Annotated in this window: 20 protein-coding genes; 11 read left to right on the top strand and 9 right to left on the bottom strand. The window is 69.1% G+C overall.

The window, feature by feature from the left end; genetic code table 11:
• Nucleotides 1-226: 226 nt before the first annotated feature.
• The 4 genes from ACWD3H_RS45375 to ACWD3H_RS45360 form a co-directional block, all read right to left on the bottom strand.
• Nucleotides 227-538, bottom strand: a complete 312-nt coding sequence (locus tag ACWD3H_RS45375) for a hypothetical protein (protein ID WP_030920115.1) — start codon at nucleotides 536-538, stop codon at nucleotides 227-229.
• A 62-nt stretch (nucleotides 539-600) separates the two neighbouring features.
• Entirely contained in the window at nucleotides 601-1,059 is a 459-nt protein-coding gene (locus ACWD3H_RS45370; protein WP_355570047.1) for a peroxiredoxin, read from the bottom strand.
• Between the two features lie 82 nt (nucleotides 1,060-1,141).
• Nucleotides 1,142-1,570, bottom strand: coding sequence for a DUF3052 domain-containing protein (locus ACWD3H_RS45365; RefSeq protein WP_030920118.1), 429 nt, complete (start codon nucleotides 1,568-1,570; stop codon nucleotides 1,142-1,144).
• Nucleotides 1,571-1,693: 123 nt separating this feature from the next.
• A complete protein-coding gene (locus ACWD3H_RS45360) occupies nucleotides 1,694-2,101 on the bottom strand; it encodes a secondary thiamine-phosphate synthase enzyme YjbQ (RefSeq protein ID WP_030920120.1) in 408 nt (135 codons plus the stop codon).
• Nucleotides 2,102-2,580: 479 nt separating this feature from the next.
• Here ACWD3H_RS45360 and aceE point away from each other — a divergent pair, with 479 nt between their 5' ends.
• A complete protein-coding gene (aceE, locus tag ACWD3H_RS45355) occupies nucleotides 2,581-5,328 on the top strand; it encodes a pyruvate dehydrogenase (acetyl-transferring), homodimeric type (protein ID WP_451959456.1) in 2,748 nt (915 codons plus the stop codon).
• A gap of 93 nt (nucleotides 5,329-5,421) precedes the next feature.
• Complete coding sequence (locus ACWD3H_RS45350; protein ID WP_451959455.1) at nucleotides 5,422-6,975, top strand: alpha/beta hydrolase; 1,554 nt, start codon at nucleotides 5,422-5,424, stop codon at nucleotides 6,973-6,975.
• Nucleotides 6,976-7,069: 94 nt separating this feature from the next.
• Here ACWD3H_RS45350 and ACWD3H_RS45345 read toward each other — a convergent pair whose 3' ends face one another.
• A complete protein-coding gene (locus tag ACWD3H_RS45345) occupies nucleotides 7,070-8,881 on the bottom strand; it encodes a protein kinase domain-containing protein (protein WP_451959454.1) in 1,812 nt (603 codons plus the stop codon).
• Between the two features lie 193 nt (nucleotides 8,882-9,074).
• On the opposite strand from ACWD3H_RS45345, the gene ACWD3H_RS45340 reads away from it, so the two are divergent.
• From ACWD3H_RS45340 to ACWD3H_RS45300, 9 genes are all read left to right on the top strand, one after another.
• Nucleotides 9,075-9,503: a hypothetical protein gene (locus ACWD3H_RS45340; RefSeq protein ID WP_451959453.1), complete on the top strand. Its 429-nt coding sequence runs from the start codon at nucleotides 9,075-9,077 to the stop codon at nucleotides 9,501-9,503.
• A gap of 10 nt (nucleotides 9,504-9,513) precedes the next feature.
• Complete coding sequence (locus tag ACWD3H_RS45335; RefSeq protein WP_451959452.1) at nucleotides 9,514-10,674, top strand: glutathionylspermidine synthase family protein; 1,161 nt, start codon at nucleotides 9,514-9,516, stop codon at nucleotides 10,672-10,674.
• A gap of 22 nt (nucleotides 10,675-10,696) precedes the next feature.
• Complete coding sequence (locus ACWD3H_RS45330) at nucleotides 10,697-11,188, top strand: DUF350 domain-containing protein (protein ID WP_451959451.1); 492 nt, start codon at nucleotides 10,697-10,699, stop codon at nucleotides 11,186-11,188.
• A 231-nt stretch (nucleotides 11,189-11,419) separates the two neighbouring features.
• Nucleotides 11,420-12,529: a PucR family transcriptional regulator gene (locus ACWD3H_RS45325; protein WP_051753216.1), complete on the top strand. Its 1,110-nt coding sequence runs from the start codon at nucleotides 11,420-11,422 to the stop codon at nucleotides 12,527-12,529.
• Nucleotides 12,530-12,646: 117 nt separating this feature from the next.
• Complete coding sequence (locus ACWD3H_RS45320) at nucleotides 12,647-13,558, top strand: ACP S-malonyltransferase (protein WP_451959450.1); 912 nt, start codon at nucleotides 12,647-12,649, stop codon at nucleotides 13,556-13,558.
• Between the two features lie 7 nt (nucleotides 13,559-13,565).
• The gene (locus tag ACWD3H_RS45315) at nucleotides 13,566-14,522 is read left to right on the top strand and encodes a beta-ketoacyl-ACP synthase III (RefSeq protein WP_451959449.1); all 957 of its coding nucleotides are present in this window, start codon (nucleotides 13,566-13,568) and stop codon (nucleotides 14,520-14,522) included.
• A gap of 65 nt (nucleotides 14,523-14,587) precedes the next feature.
• Nucleotides 14,588-14,827 (top strand): acyl carrier protein, encoded by a 240-nt coding sequence (locus ACWD3H_RS45310; RefSeq protein ID WP_030920149.1) that lies wholly within the window; start codon nucleotides 14,588-14,590, stop codon nucleotides 14,825-14,827.
• 51 nt (nucleotides 14,828-14,878) lie between these two features.
• A complete protein-coding gene (gene fabF / locus ACWD3H_RS45305; RefSeq protein ID WP_451959448.1) occupies nucleotides 14,879-16,111 on the top strand; it encodes a beta-ketoacyl-ACP synthase II in 1,233 nt (410 codons plus the stop codon).
• Between the two features lie 13 nt (nucleotides 16,112-16,124).
• On the top strand, nucleotides 16,125-17,546 hold the full coding sequence (locus tag ACWD3H_RS45300) for an acyl-CoA carboxylase subunit beta (protein WP_350925767.1): 1,422 nt from the start codon (nucleotides 16,125-16,127) through the stop codon (nucleotides 17,544-17,546).
• 338 nt (nucleotides 17,547-17,884) lie between these two features.
• Here ACWD3H_RS45300 and ACWD3H_RS45295 read toward each other — a convergent pair whose 3' ends face one another.
• From ACWD3H_RS45295 to ACWD3H_RS45280, 4 genes are all read right to left on the bottom strand, one after another.
• Nucleotides 17,885-18,214 carry a glyoxalase/bleomycin resistance/dioxygenase family protein gene (locus ACWD3H_RS45295; RefSeq protein ID WP_451959447.1) on the bottom strand — a complete coding sequence of 110 codons (330 nt, stop codon included), beginning with the start codon at nucleotides 18,212-18,214 and terminating at the stop codon, nucleotides 17,885-17,887.
• A gap of 59 nt (nucleotides 18,215-18,273) precedes the next feature.
• The gene (locus ACWD3H_RS45290; protein ID WP_451959446.1) at nucleotides 18,274-18,957 is read right to left on the bottom strand and encodes a phosphatase PAP2 family protein; all 684 of its coding nucleotides are present in this window, start codon (nucleotides 18,955-18,957) and stop codon (nucleotides 18,274-18,276) included.
• A gap of 358 nt (nucleotides 18,958-19,315) precedes the next feature.
• Nucleotides 19,316-20,920, bottom strand: coding sequence for a pectate lyase family protein (locus ACWD3H_RS45285; RefSeq protein WP_451959445.1), 1,605 nt, complete (start codon nucleotides 20,918-20,920; stop codon nucleotides 19,316-19,318).
• Nucleotides 20,921-21,139: 219 nt separating this feature from the next.
• Nucleotides 21,140-21,742, bottom strand: a complete 603-nt coding sequence (locus ACWD3H_RS45280; RefSeq protein WP_355560040.1) for a cadmium resistance transporter — start codon at nucleotides 21,740-21,742, stop codon at nucleotides 21,140-21,142.
• Between the last annotated feature and the right edge of the window lie 278 nt (nucleotides 21,743-22,020).

Genomic DNA, 22,020 nt, shown 5'->3' with positions numbered 1-22,020 from the left:
GGCGGTGGGTGTGTTGGGGAGGTTTAAGTTGTGGGTTGGTGGAGGAAAGCCGGCATGCCGAACCACCCAGATCACAAAAACTCCCACTCCCCGCTCTGGAGCCCCCACCCGCCCTGGCCGCGCTTTTCACCCCAGCGATGATCGGCCGGCCCGATCCCGAACACTCGCACACCACGTACGCGGACGTGATCGGCCTGGGGCCCCGTCTCCAGGCGAAAACGGCCCCTCAGGGGACCCGGCGCAGCACCCTGGCCAGGGCGGCCTCCACCTCGTCGGCCAGGCCCGGGGCACAGGCGACGGCCGGTCGGCCGTCGGCGCGGGCGAGCCGCACCGAGCCGCAGGACCGGCACTCCACCTCGCCGAGCCGGCAGATGAGCGCGACGGAGCCGCATGAGGAGCACGTGTCGAGCTCGACTTCATGGGTGCGCCGGCAGTCCGGGCAGATCAGCACCTGCGTCTCGTCGCGCACCCCGCGCGTCCACGGGCTGGCACCACGGATCGGGTCGGTCTGCCTGGCCCCGCAGGAGAAGCAGGGCATGATCGCCTCCGAGAGGTCGGACCGGCGGGCGCCACGTGAACGGGCGGTCGCCGGATCACCGCTTAGGGAAGTTCGGCGAGCACCTTGCGGTACTCGGCGATGTCGCGGGCCTGTGAAATCGGATTCACGACACGCCAGCGGACCACGCCCTCGCCGTCGATGATGAAGGTTCCGCGCTCCGCGAAGCCCTTCTCCTCATCGAACACACCGTACGCCCGCGCGACCTGTCCGTGCGGCCAGAAGTCGGAGAGCAGCGGGAAGGTGTAGCCCTTCTGATCCGCCCACGCGCGGTGAGCGAAGATGGAGTCAATCGAGATGGTGAGAACTTCAACGTCTTCGGGCATGTCGGCCATGAACTCGTCGCGGATGGCGTCGAGTTCGCCGCCGCAGACGCCGGTGAACGCGAGAGGATAGAAGATCAGCACGATCTTTTTGCCCCGGTGGTCGGAAAGCTTGACCGGGGTGCCGTGCTGGTCGCTCAGCTCGAAGCCCGGAGCCTGGGTACCCACCTCGATCGCCATGGCCGGGGTTCCTTTCGTCGCATGAGGCATGCGTCATCATCCTGCCGTACGGCTCGCGCGAGCCGTACGGCAGGGCGGACCCTTAGCGGCGCGCCTTGGGCGTCGCCAGACGCGTCCCCGACCAGTCGGGGGCCGCACTGATGCTGCTGGTCTGCGAGAGACCCGCAGTGGTGGCGTCTTCCCCGATGTCGCTCGGCTCCACGTGCCCGTCCCGGCCGGCTTTGGGAGTGAGCAGCCAGATCTGGCCACCATCGGTGAGGTTGGTCACCACGCTGCTCAGGGCGTCGAACAGATCACCGTCACCGTCACGCCACCAGAGCAGCACGACGTCGACGACATCCTCGAAGTCTTCATCGACCAGCTCGTTACCGGTCAGCTCCTCGACGGAGTCGCGCAGATCGTCGTCAGCGTCCTCGTCCCATCCGACCTCCTGCACCACCTGACCCTGCTTGAGGCCGAGTCGTTCGGCCAGGCCGCGTTCGCCCTGGGCCTGACCCGCGGTCGCGCTCACGTTTGTCCCTCCTGCTTGGATGGCCCCGCAATCACACGGTGCTCAAAGTGCTTCGGCACAGTCCACACGCTGTGACCCTTAGTCGTCAACGGTCGCCACGGCAACGACTGGGCTACGTATGAATTAGTCCGACAAAAATGACAAACGGACCTGGCGTTCCAGATTGTCGACGTTGAGATCCACCACGGCGATGGACTGCCAGGTTCCCAGTGCGAGCCGCCCCGACAGGACCGGGACGGTGGCGTACGGCGGAATGAGGGCGGGCATGACATGCGACCGTCCATGCCCTCTTGAGCCGTGCGCATGCCTCCATCTGTCATCGGCGGGAAGCAGAGCCTCCAGCGCCACGAGCAGATCGTCGTCACTGCCTGAGCCCAGCTCCAGCAGCGCGACCCCGGCGGTCGCGTGGGGCACGAAGACGTTCAACAGACCGTCGCCCCCACATGACCGGACGAAGCTCTCGCACTCGGAGGTGATGTCGTGCACCCGTTCCCGGGAACCCGTTACCACCTCGATCGTCTGAGATCTCACATACCGATCCTACGATCCATCGTGAGCTGCGCTGACGACCGCACCCGGCGCGGAGCGCATCAGGCGCCCCATCCGTCACGCGCCCGCACTGGGTAGATCACCTTATACGGGACGCTCCAGCTCTCCATGGGCGTACGAAAGGGGCGCGGAGGGCACTAAGAGGGAGGGCCACTCGTTACATATATGCAAGGTTTCAGTCGCTCCTCCCAGCCCTGGGAGCCCTCCTCGCGTGAGGGTTCCGGACCCGGCCAGCCGGCGGGACCCGGATTCACAGGGAGGGGACCTGTAAAAAAGAGGGAACCTCGATGTAACCTTTGACGGCAATTCGTCCTACCATCGGTGGTCTAGGCCACTTATGTACCCCTGCCAGCAGGGATCTCCTGGTTACCGGTAAGTAGAGATGCACTTTCCGGGGTAAGCGACCAGGATGGAAGACGACCTACACCAGACAAAAGTCCATCCTCGGAAGGCGAGACCCAGTGGCTTCCGGACGCCAGCGTTTCTCGATCATCAGCGACGGCCTACCCAGCCAGCTTCCTGATGTCGACCCCAGTGAGACCCAGGAGTGGCTCGAGTCGCTCGACAACGTCATCAAGACGGAAGGTCGCACTCGTGCTCGTTACCTGATGCTTCGGCTGTTGGAACGGGCCCGCGAGCATCAGGTCGGCGTGCCCGGCCTGCGTAGCACCGACTACATCAACACCATCCCGCCGGAACGTGAGCCCTGGTTCCCGGGCGACGAGTACGTCGAGCGCCGGATCCGCGCCTACACGCGCTGGAACGCGGCGGTCATGGTGACCCGGGCCAATGCCCGCACCAACGTCGGCGGGCACATCGCCACCTACGCCTCGGCCGCGTCGCTCTACGAGGTGGGTTTCAACCATTTCTTCCGCGGCAAGGACCACGGCGAGTCCGGAGACCAGGTCTTCTTCCAGGGCCACGCCGCACCTGGCATCTACGCCCGCGCCTTCCTTGAGGGCCGCCTCAACGAGGCCCAGCTCGACGCCTTCCGCCAGGAGCTCTCGCACGGCTTCAAGGGCCTGCCCTCCTATCCGCACCCCCGCCTGATGCCCGACTTCTGGGAGTTCCCCACGGTCTCCATGGGTCTCGGCCCGATCGGGGCGATCTACCAGGCCCGGTTCAACCGCTACCTGCTGAACCGGAAGGTCAAGGACACCAGCCGGAGCCACGTCTGGTGCTACCTCGGTGACGGCGAGATGGACGAGCCCGAGTCGCTCGGCGCGATCGGCCTGGCGGCCCGCGAGGAGCTCGACAACCTCACCTTCGTCATCAACTGCAACCTGCAGCGTCTCGACGGCCCGGTACGCGGCAACGGAAAGATCATCCAGGAGCTGGAGTCCTACTTCCGCGGCGCCGGCTGGAACGTCATCAAGGTCGTCTGGGGCCGTGACTGGGACCCGCTGCTGGCGGCCGACGTCGACGGCGTGCTGGTCAACAAGATGAACACCGTCCCCGACGGCCAGTTCCAGACCTACTCCGTCGAGTCCGGCGAGTACATCCGCGAGAACTTCTTCGGCGACGACCCGCGCCTGCGCAAGATGGTCGAGCACCTGTCGGACGAGGACATCCGCAAGCTGTCGCGCGGCGGCCACGACTACCGCAAGGTGTACGCGGCCTACAAGTCGGCTCGCGAGCACGTCGGCCAGCCGACCGTCATCCTCGCCCAGACCATCAAGGGCTGGACCCTCGGCAAGGACTTCGAGGCGCGCAACGCGACGCACCAGATGAAGAAGCTGTCCAAGGCCGACCTGAAGGAGTTCCGCGACCGGCTCTACCTGCCGATCCCCGACTCCGCCCTCGAGGCCGACCTTCCCCCGTACTTCCACCCGGGCGAGAACGACCCCGAGATCCAGTACATGAAGGAGCGGCGCGCGGCTCTGGGCGGTTTCCTGCCCAAGCGCGTGATGCGCGCCAAGCCGGTCAAACTTCCCGGCGACGCCGCCTACGCGCAGCTGAAGAAGGGCTCCGGAAAGCAGAACGTCGCCACCACCATGGCGTTCGTCCGCCTGCTCAAGGACCTCATGCGTGACAAGGAGATCGGCCACCGGTTCGTGCCGATCATCCCTGACGAGGCGCGTACCTTCGGTCTCGACGCGATCTTCCCGACGGCGAAGATCTACTCGCCGCACGGCCAGACCTACGAGGCGGTCGACCGCGAGCTGCTGCTGTCGTACAAGGAGTCGACCGAGGGCCAGATCCTGCACGAGGGCATCAGCGAGTCGGGCTCGATGGCCTCCACGATCGCGGTCGGCTCGTCGTACGCCACGCACGGCGAGCACATGATCCCGATCTACATCTTCTACTCGATGTTCGGCTGGCAGCGCACCGCCGACCAGATGTGGCAGCTCGCCGACCAGATGGGCCGCGGCTTCCTGCTCGGCGCCACCGCCGGCCGCACCACGCTGAACGGCGAGGGCCTGCAGCACGAGGACGGCCACACCCCGCTGATCGCCTCGACGAACCCGGCGGCGGTCTCGTACGACCCGTCGTGGGGGTTCGAGGTGGCCCACATCGTCAAGGACGGCCTGCGGAGGATGTACGGCGAGCAGCCGGAGAACGTCTTCTACTACCTGACCGTCTACAACGAGCCCTACCTCCAGCCCGCCGAGCCCGCGGACCTGGACGTGGCGGGCCTGCTCAAGGGTCTGTACAGGTTCGCCCCGGCTCCGGCCGTCTCGGGCCCGAGGGCCAACATCCTGGCGTCCGGTGTGGCCGGGCCGTGGGCCGTGGAGGCCCAGCGGATGCTGGCCGAGGACTGGGGTGTGGCGGCCGAGGTCTGGTCGGCCACCTCCTGGACGGAGCTGCGCCGCGACGCGCTCGCCGCCGAGGAGCACAACCTGCTCAACCCCGAGGCGGACAAGCGCGTGCCGTACGTCACGCAGGCGCTGTCGAAGGCCCAGGGGCCGTTCGTGGGCGTGAGCGACTACATGCGGGCGGTCCAGGACCAGATCGCCCAGTGGGTTCCCGGTGACTGGAGCTCGCTCGGCACCGACGGCTTCGGCCTGTCGGACACCCGGTCGGCGCTGCGCCGCCACTTCCACGTCGACGCGGCCTCGATCACCCTGGCCGTGCTCACCCAACTGGTCGAGCGCGGTGAGCTCGACCCCGAGGTGCTGGGCGACGCCATCTCCATGTACCACTTGAAGAACGGCGTGACCGAGGCCGGGGGCGCCGAGAGCAACGACACCCAGTCCATGGGCGTGTGATCCTTTCCGGGCGGGTTCTCCTTTTCCATGGGGGCCCGCCCGGTTAGGGTGGAATCGCTTCCCCCGGCGAACGATTTCAGGGGGAGCTTTTTCATGGCAAGAATCCTTAGGGCGGCCGCGACGGTCGCGGCCCTGTCAACCGCGCTCGCCGCCTGCGGCAGCGGCGGTGGCGACGGAAACAGTGTCGCCGCGGGCATCTCCGCGCCGACCGCCACCACGTCGACGGCCGCGCCCTCGGGAACGATCGCCTGGGGCCCGTGCACCGACATCAAGCGACCCGGCGGCCAGCCTCCCGCGCAGTCCGAACGCGCGCAGCAGTGCGGGAAGCTCAGGGTCCCGCTCGACTACGCCAAACCCGGCGGCGACTCCATCGACATGGCCGTCATCCGCGTCAGGGCCTCGGGTCCCGGTAAGCGGATCGGCTCGCTGGTCTTCAACTTCGGCGGTCCCGGCGCCTCGGGCGTCGACACCCTCGCCCAGGCCGCCAAGGCCTTCACCAATCTGAACCGCCACTACGACCTGGTCAGCTTCGACCCCCGCGGAGTCGGCCGCAGTTCGGGCGTCCGGTGCGGCGGCAACGCGATGATGGACAAGTACACCTCGATGAACACCCTGCCCACCAACGACGCCGATCGCGCCGAGATCCGGCAGACCACCAAGGAGTTCGTGACGGCCTGCGGGCAGACCTCGGGCAAGCTGCTGCCCTATGTCGGCACGGTGAACGCCGCCGCGGACATGGACCGCCTCCGCGAGGCCCTGGGCGAGGAGAAACTGAACTACTTCGGCATCTCGTACGGGACACAGCTCGGCGCGGTCTACGCGACCAGGTTCCCGAAGAACGTGGGCCGGTTCGTGCTGGACGCCCCGCTGGACCCGAGCGTGTCCCTGGCCGATCGCACGATGGTCCAGACGAAGGGCTTCCAGCACGCCTACAACGCCTTTCTCAAGGACTGCGTGAAGGAACCCCGTCAGTGTGAGATCGGCACCGACGTGACCCTCGCCAACAAGAACGTCGTGAAACTCATGGACGACCTGAAGGACACCCCGCTCGAGGTCGGCGACCGTACCCTGACGCAGGGACTGGCGGGCACCGGCATCGCCGCCGCGCTGTACTCGGAGATGACCTGGCCGCTGCTCGACCAGGCGCTGGGCCAGGCGATCAAGGGGGACGGACGGATCATGCTGGCGCTGGCCGACAGCTACAACGGTCGCCTGCCCGACGGCAGCTACACGACGCTCATGAGCAGCTTCCCGGCGATCAGTTGCGTCGACACCGCGGAACGACCCACTCCCGGGGAACTGGCCACGGTCGAGACCGAGACGATGAGGGTCTCCCCGCTGTTCGGCGGCAGCGGGATGGGCCTGACCTGCTCGATGTGGCCGGTTCCCGGCAGCGACGAGGCCAGGCGGGTCAACGCCACGGGCTCGGCCCCGATCGTGGTGATCGGCGGCACCGGCGACCCCGCCACCCCGTACGAGTGGGCTCCGAAACTGACCTCGGAACTCAGGACCGGCGTGCTGGTGACCTACAAGGGCGAGGGACACGGCGCCTACCTGTCCGGTGACGCCTGCATCGCGAAGGTGACCGACGCCTACCTGATCGACGGGAAGGTTCCCGCGAAGGGGATCACCTGCTCGAACCCCTGACGTGACCTTCCCCTGGACCCTCTGCCCACCGAGGTCATCCTGGCGACGCCTCCCCGCGTTGCCAGGAGTCACCTGACCACTCGTGGGAGAGGGGTTAGCAGGTCTCCAGGCGGGGCAGCGCGGTCTCGAAGCGGAAGTCGACCCTGCCCAGGTGGCTTTCGAGCAGGTGTGCCAGGGTTCCGTCCGCGTACATGGACGTGATCACTTCGTTGATCTTCCGACAGGCCACCGGATCGCCGGTTCGAAGTGCCACACCGTACCGTTCCGAGGTGAGCCTGACTCCGACGATCTTGACCTTGACGCCGCGCAGGCGGGCACCGAAGCCGGCGATCAGCAGGTCGTCGCCGACCATGGCGTCGGCGCTGCCGTCGCCCACCTGGGACGCGCACTGGGCGGAATCACCTTTTGTGGGGACGAAGCCAACACCTCTGCCACGGATGATCGTGCCCGTGGTCTGCCCGGGTGACAGGCAGATCCTCTTGCCTCGCAGGTCCTTCAGCTTTTCGATCTTCGCATCGGCAAGGACGAGCACGTCGCGGTGGGCGACGTAGTACGGCCCGGCGAAGGCGACCCGGCTGCGGTCGGCGTCGTCGATCGAGAGGTTGGAGATCACCAGGTCGACCTTGCCCTTCTCGACCCACTCCTCCCTGTCCGAGTAGCCCACGGGCACGAATCTGAGGCCGCCTTCGGGCACCGCCAGGGCCTTCGCCAGGTAGGCGGCCACGTCGGCCTCGAACCCGCGCGGCGGGTCGTCGCCCGCTGAGAGTGAGATCCCCGGCAGGCCGCCGCGGTAGCCCACCCGGAGTTTGCCGGTGGCCTTGATCCGATCGAGCAGTGGTGAGCCCGTGGAGACCTTCGTGACCTCGGCCGCGACCGAGGGAGTCGATGACGGCGGACGGGTGGGCTCGGCCCGCCCGCCGGGCGGGAAACCGAACTGGACGGCCAGGAAAGCGCCGACCCCGCCGAGGACGGCGATCCCGCCGGCGATCGCGACCCGTCTCCGGGTGCGCCTGACCGGCTCCTGCGGCCGCGTCAGATCCACTGTGGCGGCCTGCACGCCCTCGGCCAGCACCTCCTCGGATGCCTCCGCCTCGTCCACCGGGTGGCCGAGCAGGCGTTTCAACAGCACGTCCGAGGTGGGCCTGAGCTTCTGGTCCTTGTTCAGGCAGGCGGCGACGAGCTCACGCAGCCCGTCGGGCAGGGCGCTCAGGTCGGCCTCGTGGTTGATGACACGGTTGAGCGTCGCCACGATCGTGTCGCTCCCGAAAGGGGCCTTTCCGGTGGCGGTGAAGACGATGGTCGAGCCCCAGGCGAACACGTCGGCGGGGAACCCCACCCGCTCTCCGGCGATCTGCTCGGGCGCCATGTAGGCGGGGGTGCCGACCGCGCGGGTGGTGATCGTCCCGCTCTCGTCAATGATCTTCGCGATGCCGAAGTCGACCACCCGGGGGCCGTCCATGGCGAGCATGACGTTGTCGGGCTTGAAATCCCGGTGCGCGATGCCCGCGTGGTGGATCGCGGTCAGCGCGGTGGCGGTGCCGATGGCCAGGCGCTCCAGCGCCTCACCGGACAGCGGTCCGTCGCGCTCGACGACCCGGCGCAGCGACGGGCCCTCGATCAGCTCGCTCGCGATGTAGGGCGTCTCACCGTCGAGGTCGGCGTCGAGCACCCGGGCGGTGCAGAAGGGGGCCACCCGGCGAGCCGCCGCCAGCTCGCGGGCGAAGCGGGCACGCGCGTGGACCTCCTCGGTGAAGCGCACATGCAGCAGCTTGATGGCGGCGCGCTCGCCGCCCTCGGACTCGCCGAGGTAGACGACCCCCTGACCGCCCTCCCCCAGCCTGCCCGTGAGCGAGTACTCCCCCAGTCGCGGCGGATCCCCCGGCCGCAACGGTCTGATCTCCGGCACCGCGGACCCCTCGTTCCCTGTGCTTTGCCAGAACATTACACATCGGACGGGGAATGATCACCCTTCTTCGCCGGGCCGACCGGACGCGATCTCCCATGTGTGAGCAACGGTGATCCTCACCATGGCTCCATGCGGCGGTTGAACCGACAAAACAGCATCGATAGCCTAGGCCAACGCATCTCATTGGAGCTCGATGGCCCAACCACCAAAACACCCGCAGACCCCACCGCAGGATCTTCCCGGCAGACCACCCGCCAAGCCTTCGGGGTTCAAGGCTTCCAGGGCGGTCACCATCACCGGGATCAGCGTCGTCTCGCTGCTTCTGGTCAGTTCCTGCTCCACGCAGCGGGACTACGAGGAGGTGGGCGCCGAGTGCGTCGACCTCAACAGCCGCCAGCCGGACGGCACGTACCGGGTGGTGGACGAGGACCTCTGCGACGACACCCGCTACCGCGGGTCACGGGGCGCCTACAGCTGGTACTACGGCGGCGTCAGGAGCGGTGCGCGCATCCGGCAGGGGACCACGGTGCGCCCCTCGGACGTCAAAATCACCAGCGGTAAGGGCACCGTGATCCAGCGGGGCGGCTTCGGCGGGCGCAGTGGATCGGGTAGCGGGAGCTGATCCGGCACAGATGAGACGCGAGACCTCGCTCCCCCGCGCCGACTGGGAGAGCATCATCGAAGGCCACGGCCTGGCCTACCACCGCTCGGCACACCCCGAAGGTCTCACCCGCCCGTACTGGGACGAGACCGTGCAGTACGTCTTCTCCATGGACGAGATCCTGGACCTGGAGAACCAGGTCGAGGATCTGCACCGGATGTGCCTGCACGCCGTGGAGCACGTCATCGAGAAGAACCGCTACGCCGACTTCGCGATTCCGGACTGGGTGGCCCCGGAGATCGCCGCCTCCTGGGAGCGGAACGACCCGCACCTGTTCGGCCGGTTCGACCTGCGCTACGACGGGACCGGGCCGGCCAAGATGCTGGAGTACAACGCCGACACCCCCACCAGCCTGCTGGAGAGCTCGGTGGTGCAGTGGTTCTGGCTGCGTGACCGCTACCCCGACGACGACCAGTGGAACTCCATCCACGAACGACTGATCGCCAGGTGGCAGCAGATCTCGACCGGGCTGCCCACCGGGCCCACGCACTTCGCCTGGACCAACATGGACACCTCGGGCGAGGAGGCGATGACCCTCGCCTACCTGCAGGAGACCGCCGACCAGGCCGGCCTCAAGACCGTCGCGGTGGCCATGGAGGACATCGGCTGGGACGACCTCAACCTCCGCTTCGTCGACATGGAGCGCCGGGTGATCCGCTCGCTCTGCAAGCTGTACCCGTGGGAGTGGGCGGTCGCCGATCCGTTCGGCACACGGGCGGTGCGCCAGCAGGTCTCGATGACCTGGATCGAGCCGCTGTGGAAGATGCTGCTGTCCAACAAGGCGCTGCTCGCGGTGCTCTGGGAGCTGTATCCGGACCACCCGAACCTGCTGCCCGCCTATCTCGACGGCCCCCGCGACATGTTCTCGTACATCACCAAGCCGCTGCTCGGCCGCGAGGGCGCGAACATGCGGATCGTCGCCCCCGGCGAGCGCGTCGAGACCTCGGGCGGCTACGGCGCCGAGGGGCACGTCTACCAGGAGTTCCAGGCACTGCCCGTCTTCGACGGCTGGCGTCCCGTGCTCGGCGCCTGGGTGGTCCACGACGAGGCGGCGGGTGTCGGCATCCGCGAGACCTCAGGATTCATCACCGACGACACATCGTCATTCGTTCCGCACCGCATCGAGCTCTGAGTCCTGGAAAGAGAATCAAGCCATGAGTCCCACCCCCATCCCGGCCGTGACGCTCCTGCCCCCCGCGACCGGCGGCGAGACGCTCTCCCTCGCCGAAATCCTCGGGCGCGGCGCGCTCGCGATCGCCTCCTACGCCGCCCTCGGCGTGATCCTGCTGATCATCGGCTTCTACGTGATCGACTTGGCCATTCCCGGCAAGCTCAGCCGGCTGATCAAGGAGGAGCGCAACCCCAACGCCACGCTGCTGGCCTGCTCTGGGCTGGCCGCCGTCGGGCTGATCGTCGCGGCCTCCATCTGGTCCTCCGGCGGCGCCCTGCAGGAGGGCCTGCTCGCGACGCTGGTCTTCGGCCTGGTCGGCATCGCCGTACAGACCGTGGCGATGATCGCGTTCGACAGGGTGGCGGGAATCTCGGTGCGCGATCTGGTCAAGGAGCCGGAGCTCCAGCCGGGCGCCCGGCTGCTGTCGGTCACCCACCTGGCCATCGGGCTGATCACCGCCGTCGCGGTCGTCTGAGCGCGGTCGCGTCCACCACGGGGACCCGGTCGTACCGGACGTACAAGATCGAGGGGCGTGCGCTGTCGGGGACCATGGCTGGCGCATCTCCGACGACCTGGCACTCTTAGTGGCGTGAGGGAACGGAGCGAGCGAGCGGTCAGGCACAGCGACGTCGTGACCGGGTTGGATGGGAGGGATCTCGATCCCGACCGGGTCAGGGAGGACACCACGCGCCGGCTGGAACGGGCCATGGGCACGCTGAGCACGGCCGCCATGTCCCGGATGGACGACCGGCTGATGTGGTTTCGCGCGCTTTCCGCAGAGGACAGGTCCTGGGTCGGGCTGGTCGCCCAGGCCGGGATCGCCGCCTTCGTGGAGTGGTTCCAGCACGCCGGCGAGGGCCGCCCGACGCCCAGCATCGAGTTCTTCGGCACCGCGCCCAGGGAGCTGAAGCGGTCCATCTCGCTGCAGCAGACGGTCGACATCGTGCGGGTCGTGGTCGAGGTGGTCGAGGCACAGACCGAGGAGCTGGCGGCGCCCGGCGGCGATGACCAGCTCCAGCAGGCGATGCTCCGCTACACCCGCGATGTCGCGTTCGCCGCCGCGCAGGTGTACGCGCGGGAGGCCGAGGCGCGCGGCGCCTGGGACGCGCGGCTGGAGGCGCTGATCGTGGACGCCCTGGTCAGGGGGGAGGTCGACGACGGCCTGCACTCCTGGGCCGCCGCGCTCGGCTGGACCTCCACCCCCGTCGTGGTGCTGGCGGGACAGACGCCCGACGACGACCCGCAGGCGGTGATAGACGCACTGCGCGATCGGGGCCGCAGGTCCGGTCTGGACATGCTGGCCGGGGTGCAGGGCGACCGGCTGATCGTGATCGTGGGCGGTGCGGACAGCGTCGCCGCCGCGGCCAGGCACGTGGTGCCGCGTTTCGGAAACGGGCCGATCGTGATCGGGCCCGAGGTCGCGGACCTGCACTCGGCCGCCAGATCCGCGCGGGCGGCGATGGCCGGGCTGCGGGCGGCCGCGGGGTGGCCGGACGCGCCCAGGCCGGTCCACGCCGAGGATCTGCTGGCCGAGCGGGCCCTCGACGGTGACGCCGACGCCAGGGCGCAGCTGATCGAGAACGTCTACCAGCCGCTGATCGGCACGCCACTGCTCGACACCCTGGCGACCTACCTGGAACAGGGCACCTCCCTGGAGGCGACGGCCAGGCTGCTGTTCGTCCACCCGAACACGGTGCGCTACCGTCTGCGTAAGATCACCGAGCTGACCGGCTACCAGCCGACGGAGGGGCGATCCGCCTTCACTCTGCAGGTGGGGCTGATCCTCGGACGCCTATCGGAAACGCCGGTGACATAGCAGGCTTTACTTAACTTCCACGAAACCCCCACTGTAGGTTCCCTACAAAAAAGTGGGGACAAACTTCGTCTGGATCTCTATCCGAGTATTGAACCTCTACAGGGCAGGCTGGATTTCGTGCTCGTCATCGTCGCTCCGGGCCAGGGTGCCCAGACTCCAGGCTTCCTCAGTCCATGGCTCGAACTACCGGGCCTGGCCGACCGGCTGACCGCTTGGTCGGAGTTGGCCGGACTCGATCTGATCGCCTACGGGACCATCGCCGACGCGGACGAGATCCGTGACACCGCCGTCGCGCAGCCCCTGCTCGTGGCCGCCGGACTGGCCATCGCCGAGGTCCTGGGGGCCTCTCCCGACATCGTCGCCGGGCACAGCGTGGGCGAGTTCACCGCCGCTACCCTGGCCGGGGTGCTCACGCCCGAACAGGCCCTCGGCCTCGTCCGCGAGCGCGGCCAGGCCATGGCCAAGGCCGCGGCCATCGCCGAGACCGGCATGTCCGCCGTCCTCGGCGGGGTCGAGGAGGAGGTCCTCGCGGCCATCGCGGCCAATGGGCTCACTCCCGCCAACGTCAACGGCGCCGGGCAGATCGTCGCCGGCGGCACGCTGGAGCAGCTGGCGGCCTTCAAGGCGGAGCCGCCCGCCCGCGCCCGGGTGATCCCGCTGTCGGTCGCCGGCGCGTTCCACACCGCGCACATGGCCTCCGCCGTCGACAGCCTGCGTGAGGCCGCCTCGGGCCTCACCCCGGCCGACCCCGCCATCACCCTGCTGTCCAACAGCGACGGCGCGGCGGTCACGAGCGGCGCCGACTTCCTGGAGCGTCTGGTCACCCAGGTCGCCAACCCGGTGCGCTGGGACGCCTGCATGGCCACGATGGCCGAGCGCGGCGTCACCACCATGATCGAACTTGTCCCCGGCGGCACGCTCACCGGCCTGGCCAAGCGTGCTCTGCGCGGGGTGACGACCGTCGCCCTGAAGACCCCCGACGATCTGGGAGCCGCACGAGCCGCTCTCCAGTCGAATGAGGAGCGGTGACAGAGGTATGAAGACCCCTCAGGGTTCTCCGGGCGCGAAGATCCTGGCCTTCGGCCACTACCAGCCTGCCCAGGTGGTCACCAACGACGACCTGTCCGCGACCATGGCGACCGACGACGCCTGGATCCAGAGCCGGGTCGGCATCAAGGAGCGCCGGATCGCCCCGGACAACGAGTCGGAGATCGACCTGGCCGTGCAGGCGGGCGGCAAGGCGCTCGCCGCGAGCGGCCTGTCGGTCTCCGACATCGACCTGGTGATCGTCGCCACCTGCACGCTGGAGACCCAGATCCCCAACGCCGCCGGCCGGGTGGCCACGCGGCTGGGCATCGACGCTCCCGGCGCGTTCGACGTCAACACCGCCTGCTCCGGCTTCTGCTACGCGCTCGCGGTCGCCAACGACGCGATCCGCGCGGGCTCGGCCACCAACGTGCTCGTCGTCGGCACCGAGAAGCTCTCCCAGTGGATCGACTGGACCGACCGCGCCACCGCGGTGATCTTCGCCGACGGCGCGGGCGCGGCGGTCGTCGGCCCCTCCGACACCCCGGGGATCGGTCCCGTGGTCTGGGGCAGCGCCGGTGACAAGTTCGACGCGATCATCATCAAGGACCGCGACTCCTTCCTGCATCAGGAGGGCCAGACCGTGTTCCGCTGGGCGACCACCGCGCTCCACCCCGTCGCCAGGGAGATCTGCGAGCGTGCCGGGGTGGATCCCGCCGACCTCGCGGCCTTCGTGCCCCACCAGGCCAACCTTCGCATCATCGAGACGATCGCCCGCAAGCTCGGTGCCGAGAACGCCGTCATCGCCAAGGACATCGTCCTGGCGGGCAACACCTCGGCCGCCTCGATCCCCCTTGCCCTGTCCCGGATGATCGAACGCGGCGAGGTCCAGTCCGGCGGGCTCGCCCTGCTGCTGGGCTTCGGCGCGGGCCTGACCTATGCCGGTCAGGTCATCGAGATCCCCTAGAACTTCCGCGCGGCCCCGCCGCACGGAAAGCCAGAAGAAAACCCATTTCAAGGAGAACACGCGACATGGCTCTGACCGAGCAGGAGATCCTCGCCGGCATTGGCAAGATCGTCAACGAGATCACCGGAATCCCGGCCTCCGAGGTCACTCCGGAGAAGAGCTTCGTCGACGACCTCGACATCGACTCGCTGTCCATGGTCGAGATCGCCGTCGCCGCCCAGGACGAGTTCGGCGTGGAGATCCCGGACGACCAGCTCAAGCACCTCAAGAACGTCAAGGACGTCATCAACTTCATCCAGAACTGAGACGTCTCGATCCTTACCCCTAAGACCAGCGATTCACAAGGAGCGCAGAACGTGAGTACAGGCCAGGTACGTGTCGTCGTCACCGGGCTCGGCGCGACGACGCCTCTCGGTGGAGACGTCGCCTCGACCTGGTCGGCGCTCCTCGCCGGTCAGTCCGGGGTACGCGACATCACCGAAGACTGGGTCGACTCCGTCCCGGTGAAGTTCGCCGCCTTCGCCGCGGTGGACCCGACCGAGGTCCTGCCCCGGCCGGAGGCCCGGCGGCTGGACCGGGCCGAGCAGTTCGCACTGGTCGCGGCCCGTGAGGCGTGGGCGCACGCCGCGATCGACAAGGTCGACCCCGAACGGCTCGGTGTCGTCGTGGGCAGCGGTATCGGGGGCATCACCACGATCCTCGCCGCCTACGACACCTTCAAGGAGAAGGGCTGGCAACGGCTCTCACCGTTCACCGTGCCCATGCTGATGCCGAACGGCGCGGCGGGCTGGATCGGCATCGAGGTCGGCGCCCGCGCCGGCGTCCATGCCACCGTGAGCGCCTGCGCCACCGGCGCCGAGTCGATCGGGTACGCCATCGAGATGATCCGCTCCGGCCGGGCCGACGTGGTCGTGGCAGGCGGCACCGAGGCCGCCATCCACCCGCTGAACATCGGCTCCTTCGCCGCCATGCGCGCCATGTCGACCCGTAACGACGAGCCCCAGCGCGCCTCCCGGCCCTGGGACAAGGGCCGTGACGGGTTCGTCCTCGGCGAGGGCGCCGGCATCCTGGTGCTGGAGTCGGAGGAGCACGCCCGTACGCGTGGCGCCACGATCTACGCGGTGGCCGCCGGGGTCGGGTACTCGGCCGACGCCCACCACATCGCCCAGCCCGAGCCGACCGGTGCCGGGGTCATGCTCGCCATGCGCCGCGCCCTGGAGAACTCCGGCCTCACGGGCGGCGACATCAAGCACGTGAACGCGCACTCCACCTCCACTCCCGCCGGCGACGTGGTGGAGACGGTCGCGATCAAGGAGGTCATCGGCGACCACCCGCTGGTCAGCGGCACCAAGTCGATGACCGGTCACCTGCTCGGCGGTGCCGGCGGCATCGAGTCCGTCTTCACGGTCCTCGCACTTCACGAGCGGCGCGCACCCGGAACGATCAACGTGGACGACCTCGACGACGGCGTCGAGGTGGACATCGTGCGCGCTGAGCCACGTGCTCTGCCCGGTGGCCAGATCGCCGCGATCAACAACTCCTTCGGGTTCGGCGGGCACGACGTCGCCGTGGCCTTCACCAGCGTCTGACAGGGAGCTCGTGATGACTGTGCTCGACAACGGGGTGGTGAGCGAGGCCTCCGAACAGGAGCCCCTTGATCCCCGTGACCCCCAGGTGCGCCTCTCCGCTCTGCTCGACGAGGGCTCGCTCCGGCTGATCTCGCCGGTCGACCGCAGCGGCATGCTCGCCGCGACGGGCCGGGTGGAGGGCGTGCCGGTCGTCGCGTTCGTCAGCGACGCCCGTGTGCAGGGCGGTGCGATGGGCAGCGAGGGGTGCGAGCACATCGTGCACGCCTACGACGTCGCGGTCCGCGAGCGGGTCCCGATCATCGGCGTCTGGCACTCCGGCGGCGCCCGCCTCGCCGAGGGCGTCGAGTCGCTGCACGCGGTCGGCCGCGTCTTCGCCGCGATGACCCGCGCCTCAGGCGTGATCCCGCAGTTGTCCGTTGTCGTGGGCCCCGCCGCCGGCGGCGCCGCGTACGGCCCGGCGCTGACCGACATCGTGATCCTGGCCGACGAGGGCCGTATCTTCGTCACCGGTCCCGACGTGGTCCGCAGCGTCACCGGCGAGCAGATCGACATGGCCGGCCTGGGGGGCCCCGAGCCGCACAGCAAGCGCAGCGGCGTCGTCCACGTGGTCACCAAGACCGAGACGGAGGCCTACGTGCAGGCCCGCCGCCTCGCGGTGCTCCTCGGCCACCAGGGCCGGGTGCGCACCGAGGTCGAGGAGGTCGACTTCTCCGGCCTGCTGCCCGAGAACGTGCGCCGCGCCTACGATGTGAAGCCGCTCGTGGCGGGCCTGCTCGACGAGCCGGGCGTGGAGCTGCACGCCAAGTGGGCGCCCAACATCGTCACCACCCTGGGCCGTCTCGGCGGCCGGACCGTGGGCGTGGTGGCCAACAACCCGATGCGCCTGGGCGGCTGCCTCGACTCCGCCTCGGCGGAGAAGGCCGCACGGTTCGTCCGGATGTGCGATGCCTTCGGGGTGCCGCTGGTCGTCCTGGTCGACGTCCCCGGCTACCTGCCGGGCGTCGGACAGGAGCACGACGGTGTGGTCCGCCGCGGCGCCAAACTCCTGCACGCCTTCGCCGAGGCCTCCGTGCCGCGGATCACCCTGGTGACCAGGAAGGCGTACGGCGGCGCCTACATCGCCATGAACTCCCGCTCGCTGGGCGCGACCAAGGTGTTCGGCTGGCCGACGACTCAGATCGCGGTCATGGGTGCGGTCGCCGCGGTCCGCATCCTCAAGCGCCGCGAGCTCGCCGCCGCCCCCGAGGAGGAGCGCGCCGCCCTGGAGAGCAGGCTCGCCGAGGAGCACGAGGTCCTCGCCGGCGGTCTCGATCGGGCCATCGAGCTCGGCGTGATCGACGAGGTCATCAAGCCCGGGGAGACCCGGGGCGCCATCGCCAGGGTCCTGGCCAAGGCGACCCCCGCCCGGGGCGCGCACGGCAACATCCCGCTCTGAACGTGGCTCGTCGTGCCCCCACCCGGCCCCTTCGGGCGGGGGCACCGTTGCGCGCGGGGAGAGCCCGAAAAGTTTTTGATCTTGCTGTCATGGGGTGTGGCATCCGGTCCGACCTGTAGCCCCCTCACACGTGACACCCCAGCCCCTCCGCGAGGGTGTCACGCCCAGCAGTGCCCGCCAGACGACGAACTCTGCGGCCCGCTACTCGGCAGCGAACAGCACGACCTCTGTTGCGGCAAATCTCCGCCGTCCTCGGAGTGCGCACCGCCGTACTCCTCGGCGAAAGCCCCCGAGACTCCCACCGGAGGAAACGCCGACCCGCCGACGGGACCTCGCCGCTAATTCGTGGCGATCTCCTGGGTGACGTGCAGGTCGATGGTGCGGCCGTCAGGGTCCGTGAGGATGTGCCTGCCGGGCGCGAGCGGCGCTGTGGTGGAGCCCGGGACCGTGAGGCCGAGACGCAGGCTCCCGGTGGCGGGGCGGCGGCTGGTGGCGGGGTAGATCTCGAAGACGACTCCGCCGGAGAGAGTGGCGGCGTAGTGCTCGGGGCCGGCGCCGTGCTGCTCTCTGGCGAAGGTGAGGCCGAGCCCGGCGTAGAAGTCTCGGCAGTCGTCGAACTGTTCGGTGTAGATGACGATCAGGTTGGCCTGGATCATGTCAACTGCCACGAGAGCGTCAGTGCGCGATCCGAACGGTCGGTGGCGATAGCCCAGCGCTCTTTCACCCGCTACCGCCACGGGCCGTTTCGTCGTTGCTCAAGCCTGGCCACGATGGCGCGGCCGAGTAGTCCCAGCCCAAGACCGAGTGCCCAACCGGCGATCGCGTCACTGGGCCAGTGGTAGCCCAGCGCCACCGTCGCCGCCGCGACGCCGACGGCCAGCACGTGCGCTGCGCCGACCAGGTACCGCCCGCCGTCGCCCTGCACCAGGGTGGCGCTCACCAGCAGACAGGCCGCACCCAGCGCGGCATGCCCGGAGGGAAACGACTGCCCGGCCGCGAACAGCAGATCGCCACCCGAGCCGGGAGGCGTGCGCCCGAGCGCCTGCTTGAACAACCAGACCAGCGCGCTGGTCACAGCGAGCCACCCGCCAACAGCCGCCACCAGCAGCAGATCGCGCCGCCGCCAGGCCGCTACCACGGCCGTGATCATCACCAGGGAACCGACCAGCCAGAACTGGCCGCCGACCACGATCATCCGCCAGGCCACGTGCGGCCAGCCGGTCGCCCGCAGCCCGTCGAGGCCCAGCATCACGTGCTGATCCCAGCGCCGCAGCGGGCCGGCGGCGAGCACATCGGCCGTGCTCACCACGACGACGACCACGGCCAGGCCGCACAGTGCCGCGCTCGGCCGCCACCTCGCCAGGCCGAGCACGCCGTCACGCGGAATCCGCCACCGGCGCCTGAAAGTCATGAGTTCGAGGTGAGGCCCTTGCTGATCGCCGACGAGAAGGAGGGGACGCGGCGGGCGTGCCAGGCGCGAGCCGAGACCGTCTTGGGGCGGGAACGTTATGCCTGTCGGTCTGGGTCGACTCGGACGCCGTAGCGCGCTCAACGCGCCATCCAGTGTATGGCCCGGCTTCGCTCCAGGCCCCTGGGCCCGCCGCCCCGGACGGCTATCCAGCCTCCGCCCCGAGCTCCTGGCGCGCATCGAGGCACCCAACCCGCATGAGGCCGCGCGCAGGCCGTCCGAAGCCGAAGGGCGGGGCCCGTCAGTTGGACGGACCCCGCCCCGTTCCGGGCGATCGGTGGCGGACGGTGGGACCGGCCCGCTACCCGGCGTAGGTCTCGAACTCGGCGACCTTCGGCGCGCCGGTCGAGCCGGTGATCTTGAAGGTGATCTTGCTCAGTGAGGTCACGGCGAAGGTGATGGTGCCCGCCCCGCTGCCGGATTTCAGGACGGTGCCGGTGGTGCCGTTGACGAGCTGCCAGGACCCGATGCCGCCCGCGGAGCCTGACTCCTCACGGATGACGACCCTGGACACCGTCTTGGCGGAACTCCACTTGATCGAGATGTCACCGGTCGAGCCGGCCGGCGACCAGTAGGTGCTCAGGTTGCCGTCGCGCACGTTGCCGTAGCTCGTCCCGTCGGCCTTGCTGGAGCCGTCGGAACCGGCCCCGATGCTGAGGTTGGTCCCGCCGGGCGAAGGGGTGATCGTGGGCGTGGGGCTGGGAGTCGGCGTCACCGTCACCGTGGGCGTGGGCGTGGGCGTGGGCGTGGGCGTGGGCGTCGGTGTCTGTGGCGAGCAGCTGCCGTTCGACACCCGCAGCCCCTTGTTGGCGCCCGCCGTCTGGCGGACGATGTCCGGCACGCAGCTCGCCCCGTCGAGGCTGTAGGAGTACGGGACGCTGACGGTGGTGTTGGACTGCGGGTTGGGTCCGGCGGGGGCGTTGTCGCTGCCGGGGGCCGACCAGGTCACGTTGTCGAAGATGTTGCCGGCGACCTGCCAGTAGCCGGCCTCGCTGGTGTAGAAGGTGCCCAGGACGTCCTTGGAGTCCTTGAAGTAGTTGTTCTCCACCTTGGCGCGGGCCCCGGCCCGGGAGTTGATGCCGGACTCGTGGAGGTTCACGTAGGAGTTGTTGTAGATGTGGGCTATGCCGCCACGCAGCAGGGGTGTGCGGGAGTCGATGTTCTCGTACAGGTTGTGGTGGAAGGTGATGAAGCCGTTCGAGCGGTCGCTCTCGCTGGACCCGATGAGCCCGCCGCGGCCGGAGTTGCGCAGGGTGCTGTAGGACAGGGTCACGTACTGGGTGTCGTCCTTCATGTCGAAGAGGCCGTCGAACCCCTCCGACTCCCCGCCCGAGGCCTCCAGGGTGACGTGGTCGACCCAGACGTTGCGGACGGTGCTCTCCATGCCGATGGCATCGCCGCCGTTGGAGGTGGGCGAGCCCGACTTCTTGACGTTGCGGACGGTGACGTTCTGGATGATGATGTTGCTGGAGTCGCGGATGTGGATGCCCAGCTGGTCGAAGACGGCACCGTTGCCGACCCCGATGATCGTGACGTTGCTGATCTGCTTGAGTTCGATCACGCCGGCGGCGGTGTTGCAGCTTGCGCCCGACACCTTGCCGGTGTTGCCGTGATTGATGGTCCCCTCAACCTCGATGATGATCGGGGTGCTGCTGCCGGCCCGGCCGCACAGGGCCGCGTGGATCGCGGTCCCCGTGGTGGCCCTCACCGTCTGCCCGCCCGCACCGCCGGTGGTCCCGCCGTTGCCGGTCGCGTAGCCGGTGGCGCCGCCGACCGCCGCCGACGCCTGGATCGCCGGCACAGCCACACCGACCGCGGCCGCGGAGGTGCCGAGTGCCCACCCGGACACGGCGACCGCGCCGGCGATGGCGACCGCGGCGGCCCTCCTGTCGAACCTGTTTTTCACAGCCGAACTCCTTGCTGGTCCGGCAGGCCTGAGTGACCTGCGCTCCGGATTCCCCCCAGCGAGTGCGCACCGCTCACATGTGTGAACACGTCCGTGTTGGCGGACAGTCACACCATAGGAAAGCGCTTTCCAACTGTCAATGAACCGTGAAACTTTCGTTTCTTGACCTGACGGCGAGGGGTTGCGCCGCGAAATCCCCGAGGGCCCGCACGCGCCTGCTCACAGGCCGAAGGCGCCGCCTTCGATGAGGATGAGCGCGCCGATGGCGATCAGGACCACGGGTAGCAGGATGTGGCCCCAGCGGCTGAGGGTCTTGGCGATGACCGGGTGGGTGGCGAAGAACCGCCCGGCCAGGCACCACACGGCGATCAGCAGGAGGAAGACCACGACGTACACGCTCATCCCGCCGATGCCCTCGGTGGCGAAGACCGGCACGTAGACGCCGATGTTGTCGCCGCCGTTGGCGAAGGTGACCGCGGCGACCGCCAGCACGCCCGGCCCGCCGGAGGCGGCCCCTCCCTCCTTCTCGCCCTCCCCGTCGCGGTGGTTCCTCCAGGCCTGCCAGGCGGCCTTGAGACCGAGGGCGAGCGGGAGCAGGCCCAGGTAGGGGATGACCGCCTCAGGCAGGAACGTCGCCCCGAATCCGGCGGCGACGGCCACGACCAAGATGGCGGCGAAACCGAGATACTGACCGGCCACGATCCGCAGGGCCGAGCCGCGGTGTCCGGCGCCCTGGGCGAAGAACAGCGCCAGGACCAAGATGTCGTCGATGTTGGTGACGGCGAACAGGCCGGCCGCCTGGCCGATGATGCCGACGTTCATGACCGCATCACCCCTTCGCCGGCGGGACGGCGAGGGCCGGCGAAACGATCGCAGCTGCTGCCATGGCGGGCACGGCGGAACTCGGAGGGTGAATGCATGATCAACCTTGAGGTGTTTTCGAACGGTCAGGGCACGACGTGGTGGGGGCCGCCCCCCGCGGGGCGGGGGCCCCCCCCCCCGCCCGGCGGACCCGAGCGCCGCCCCCGGGGCGGGCGCCGCGCCCCCGCAGCCCCCGGGCCACCGGGCGAGAGGCGGGCGGGACGGCCAGACCCACAGCG

It is taken from the genome of Streptosporangium sp. NPDC002607 (assembly GCF_053592655.1).
The sequence above is the reverse complement of the archived record's forward strand: the minus strand, read 5'-3'. Positions and strand labels throughout refer to the sequence as shown.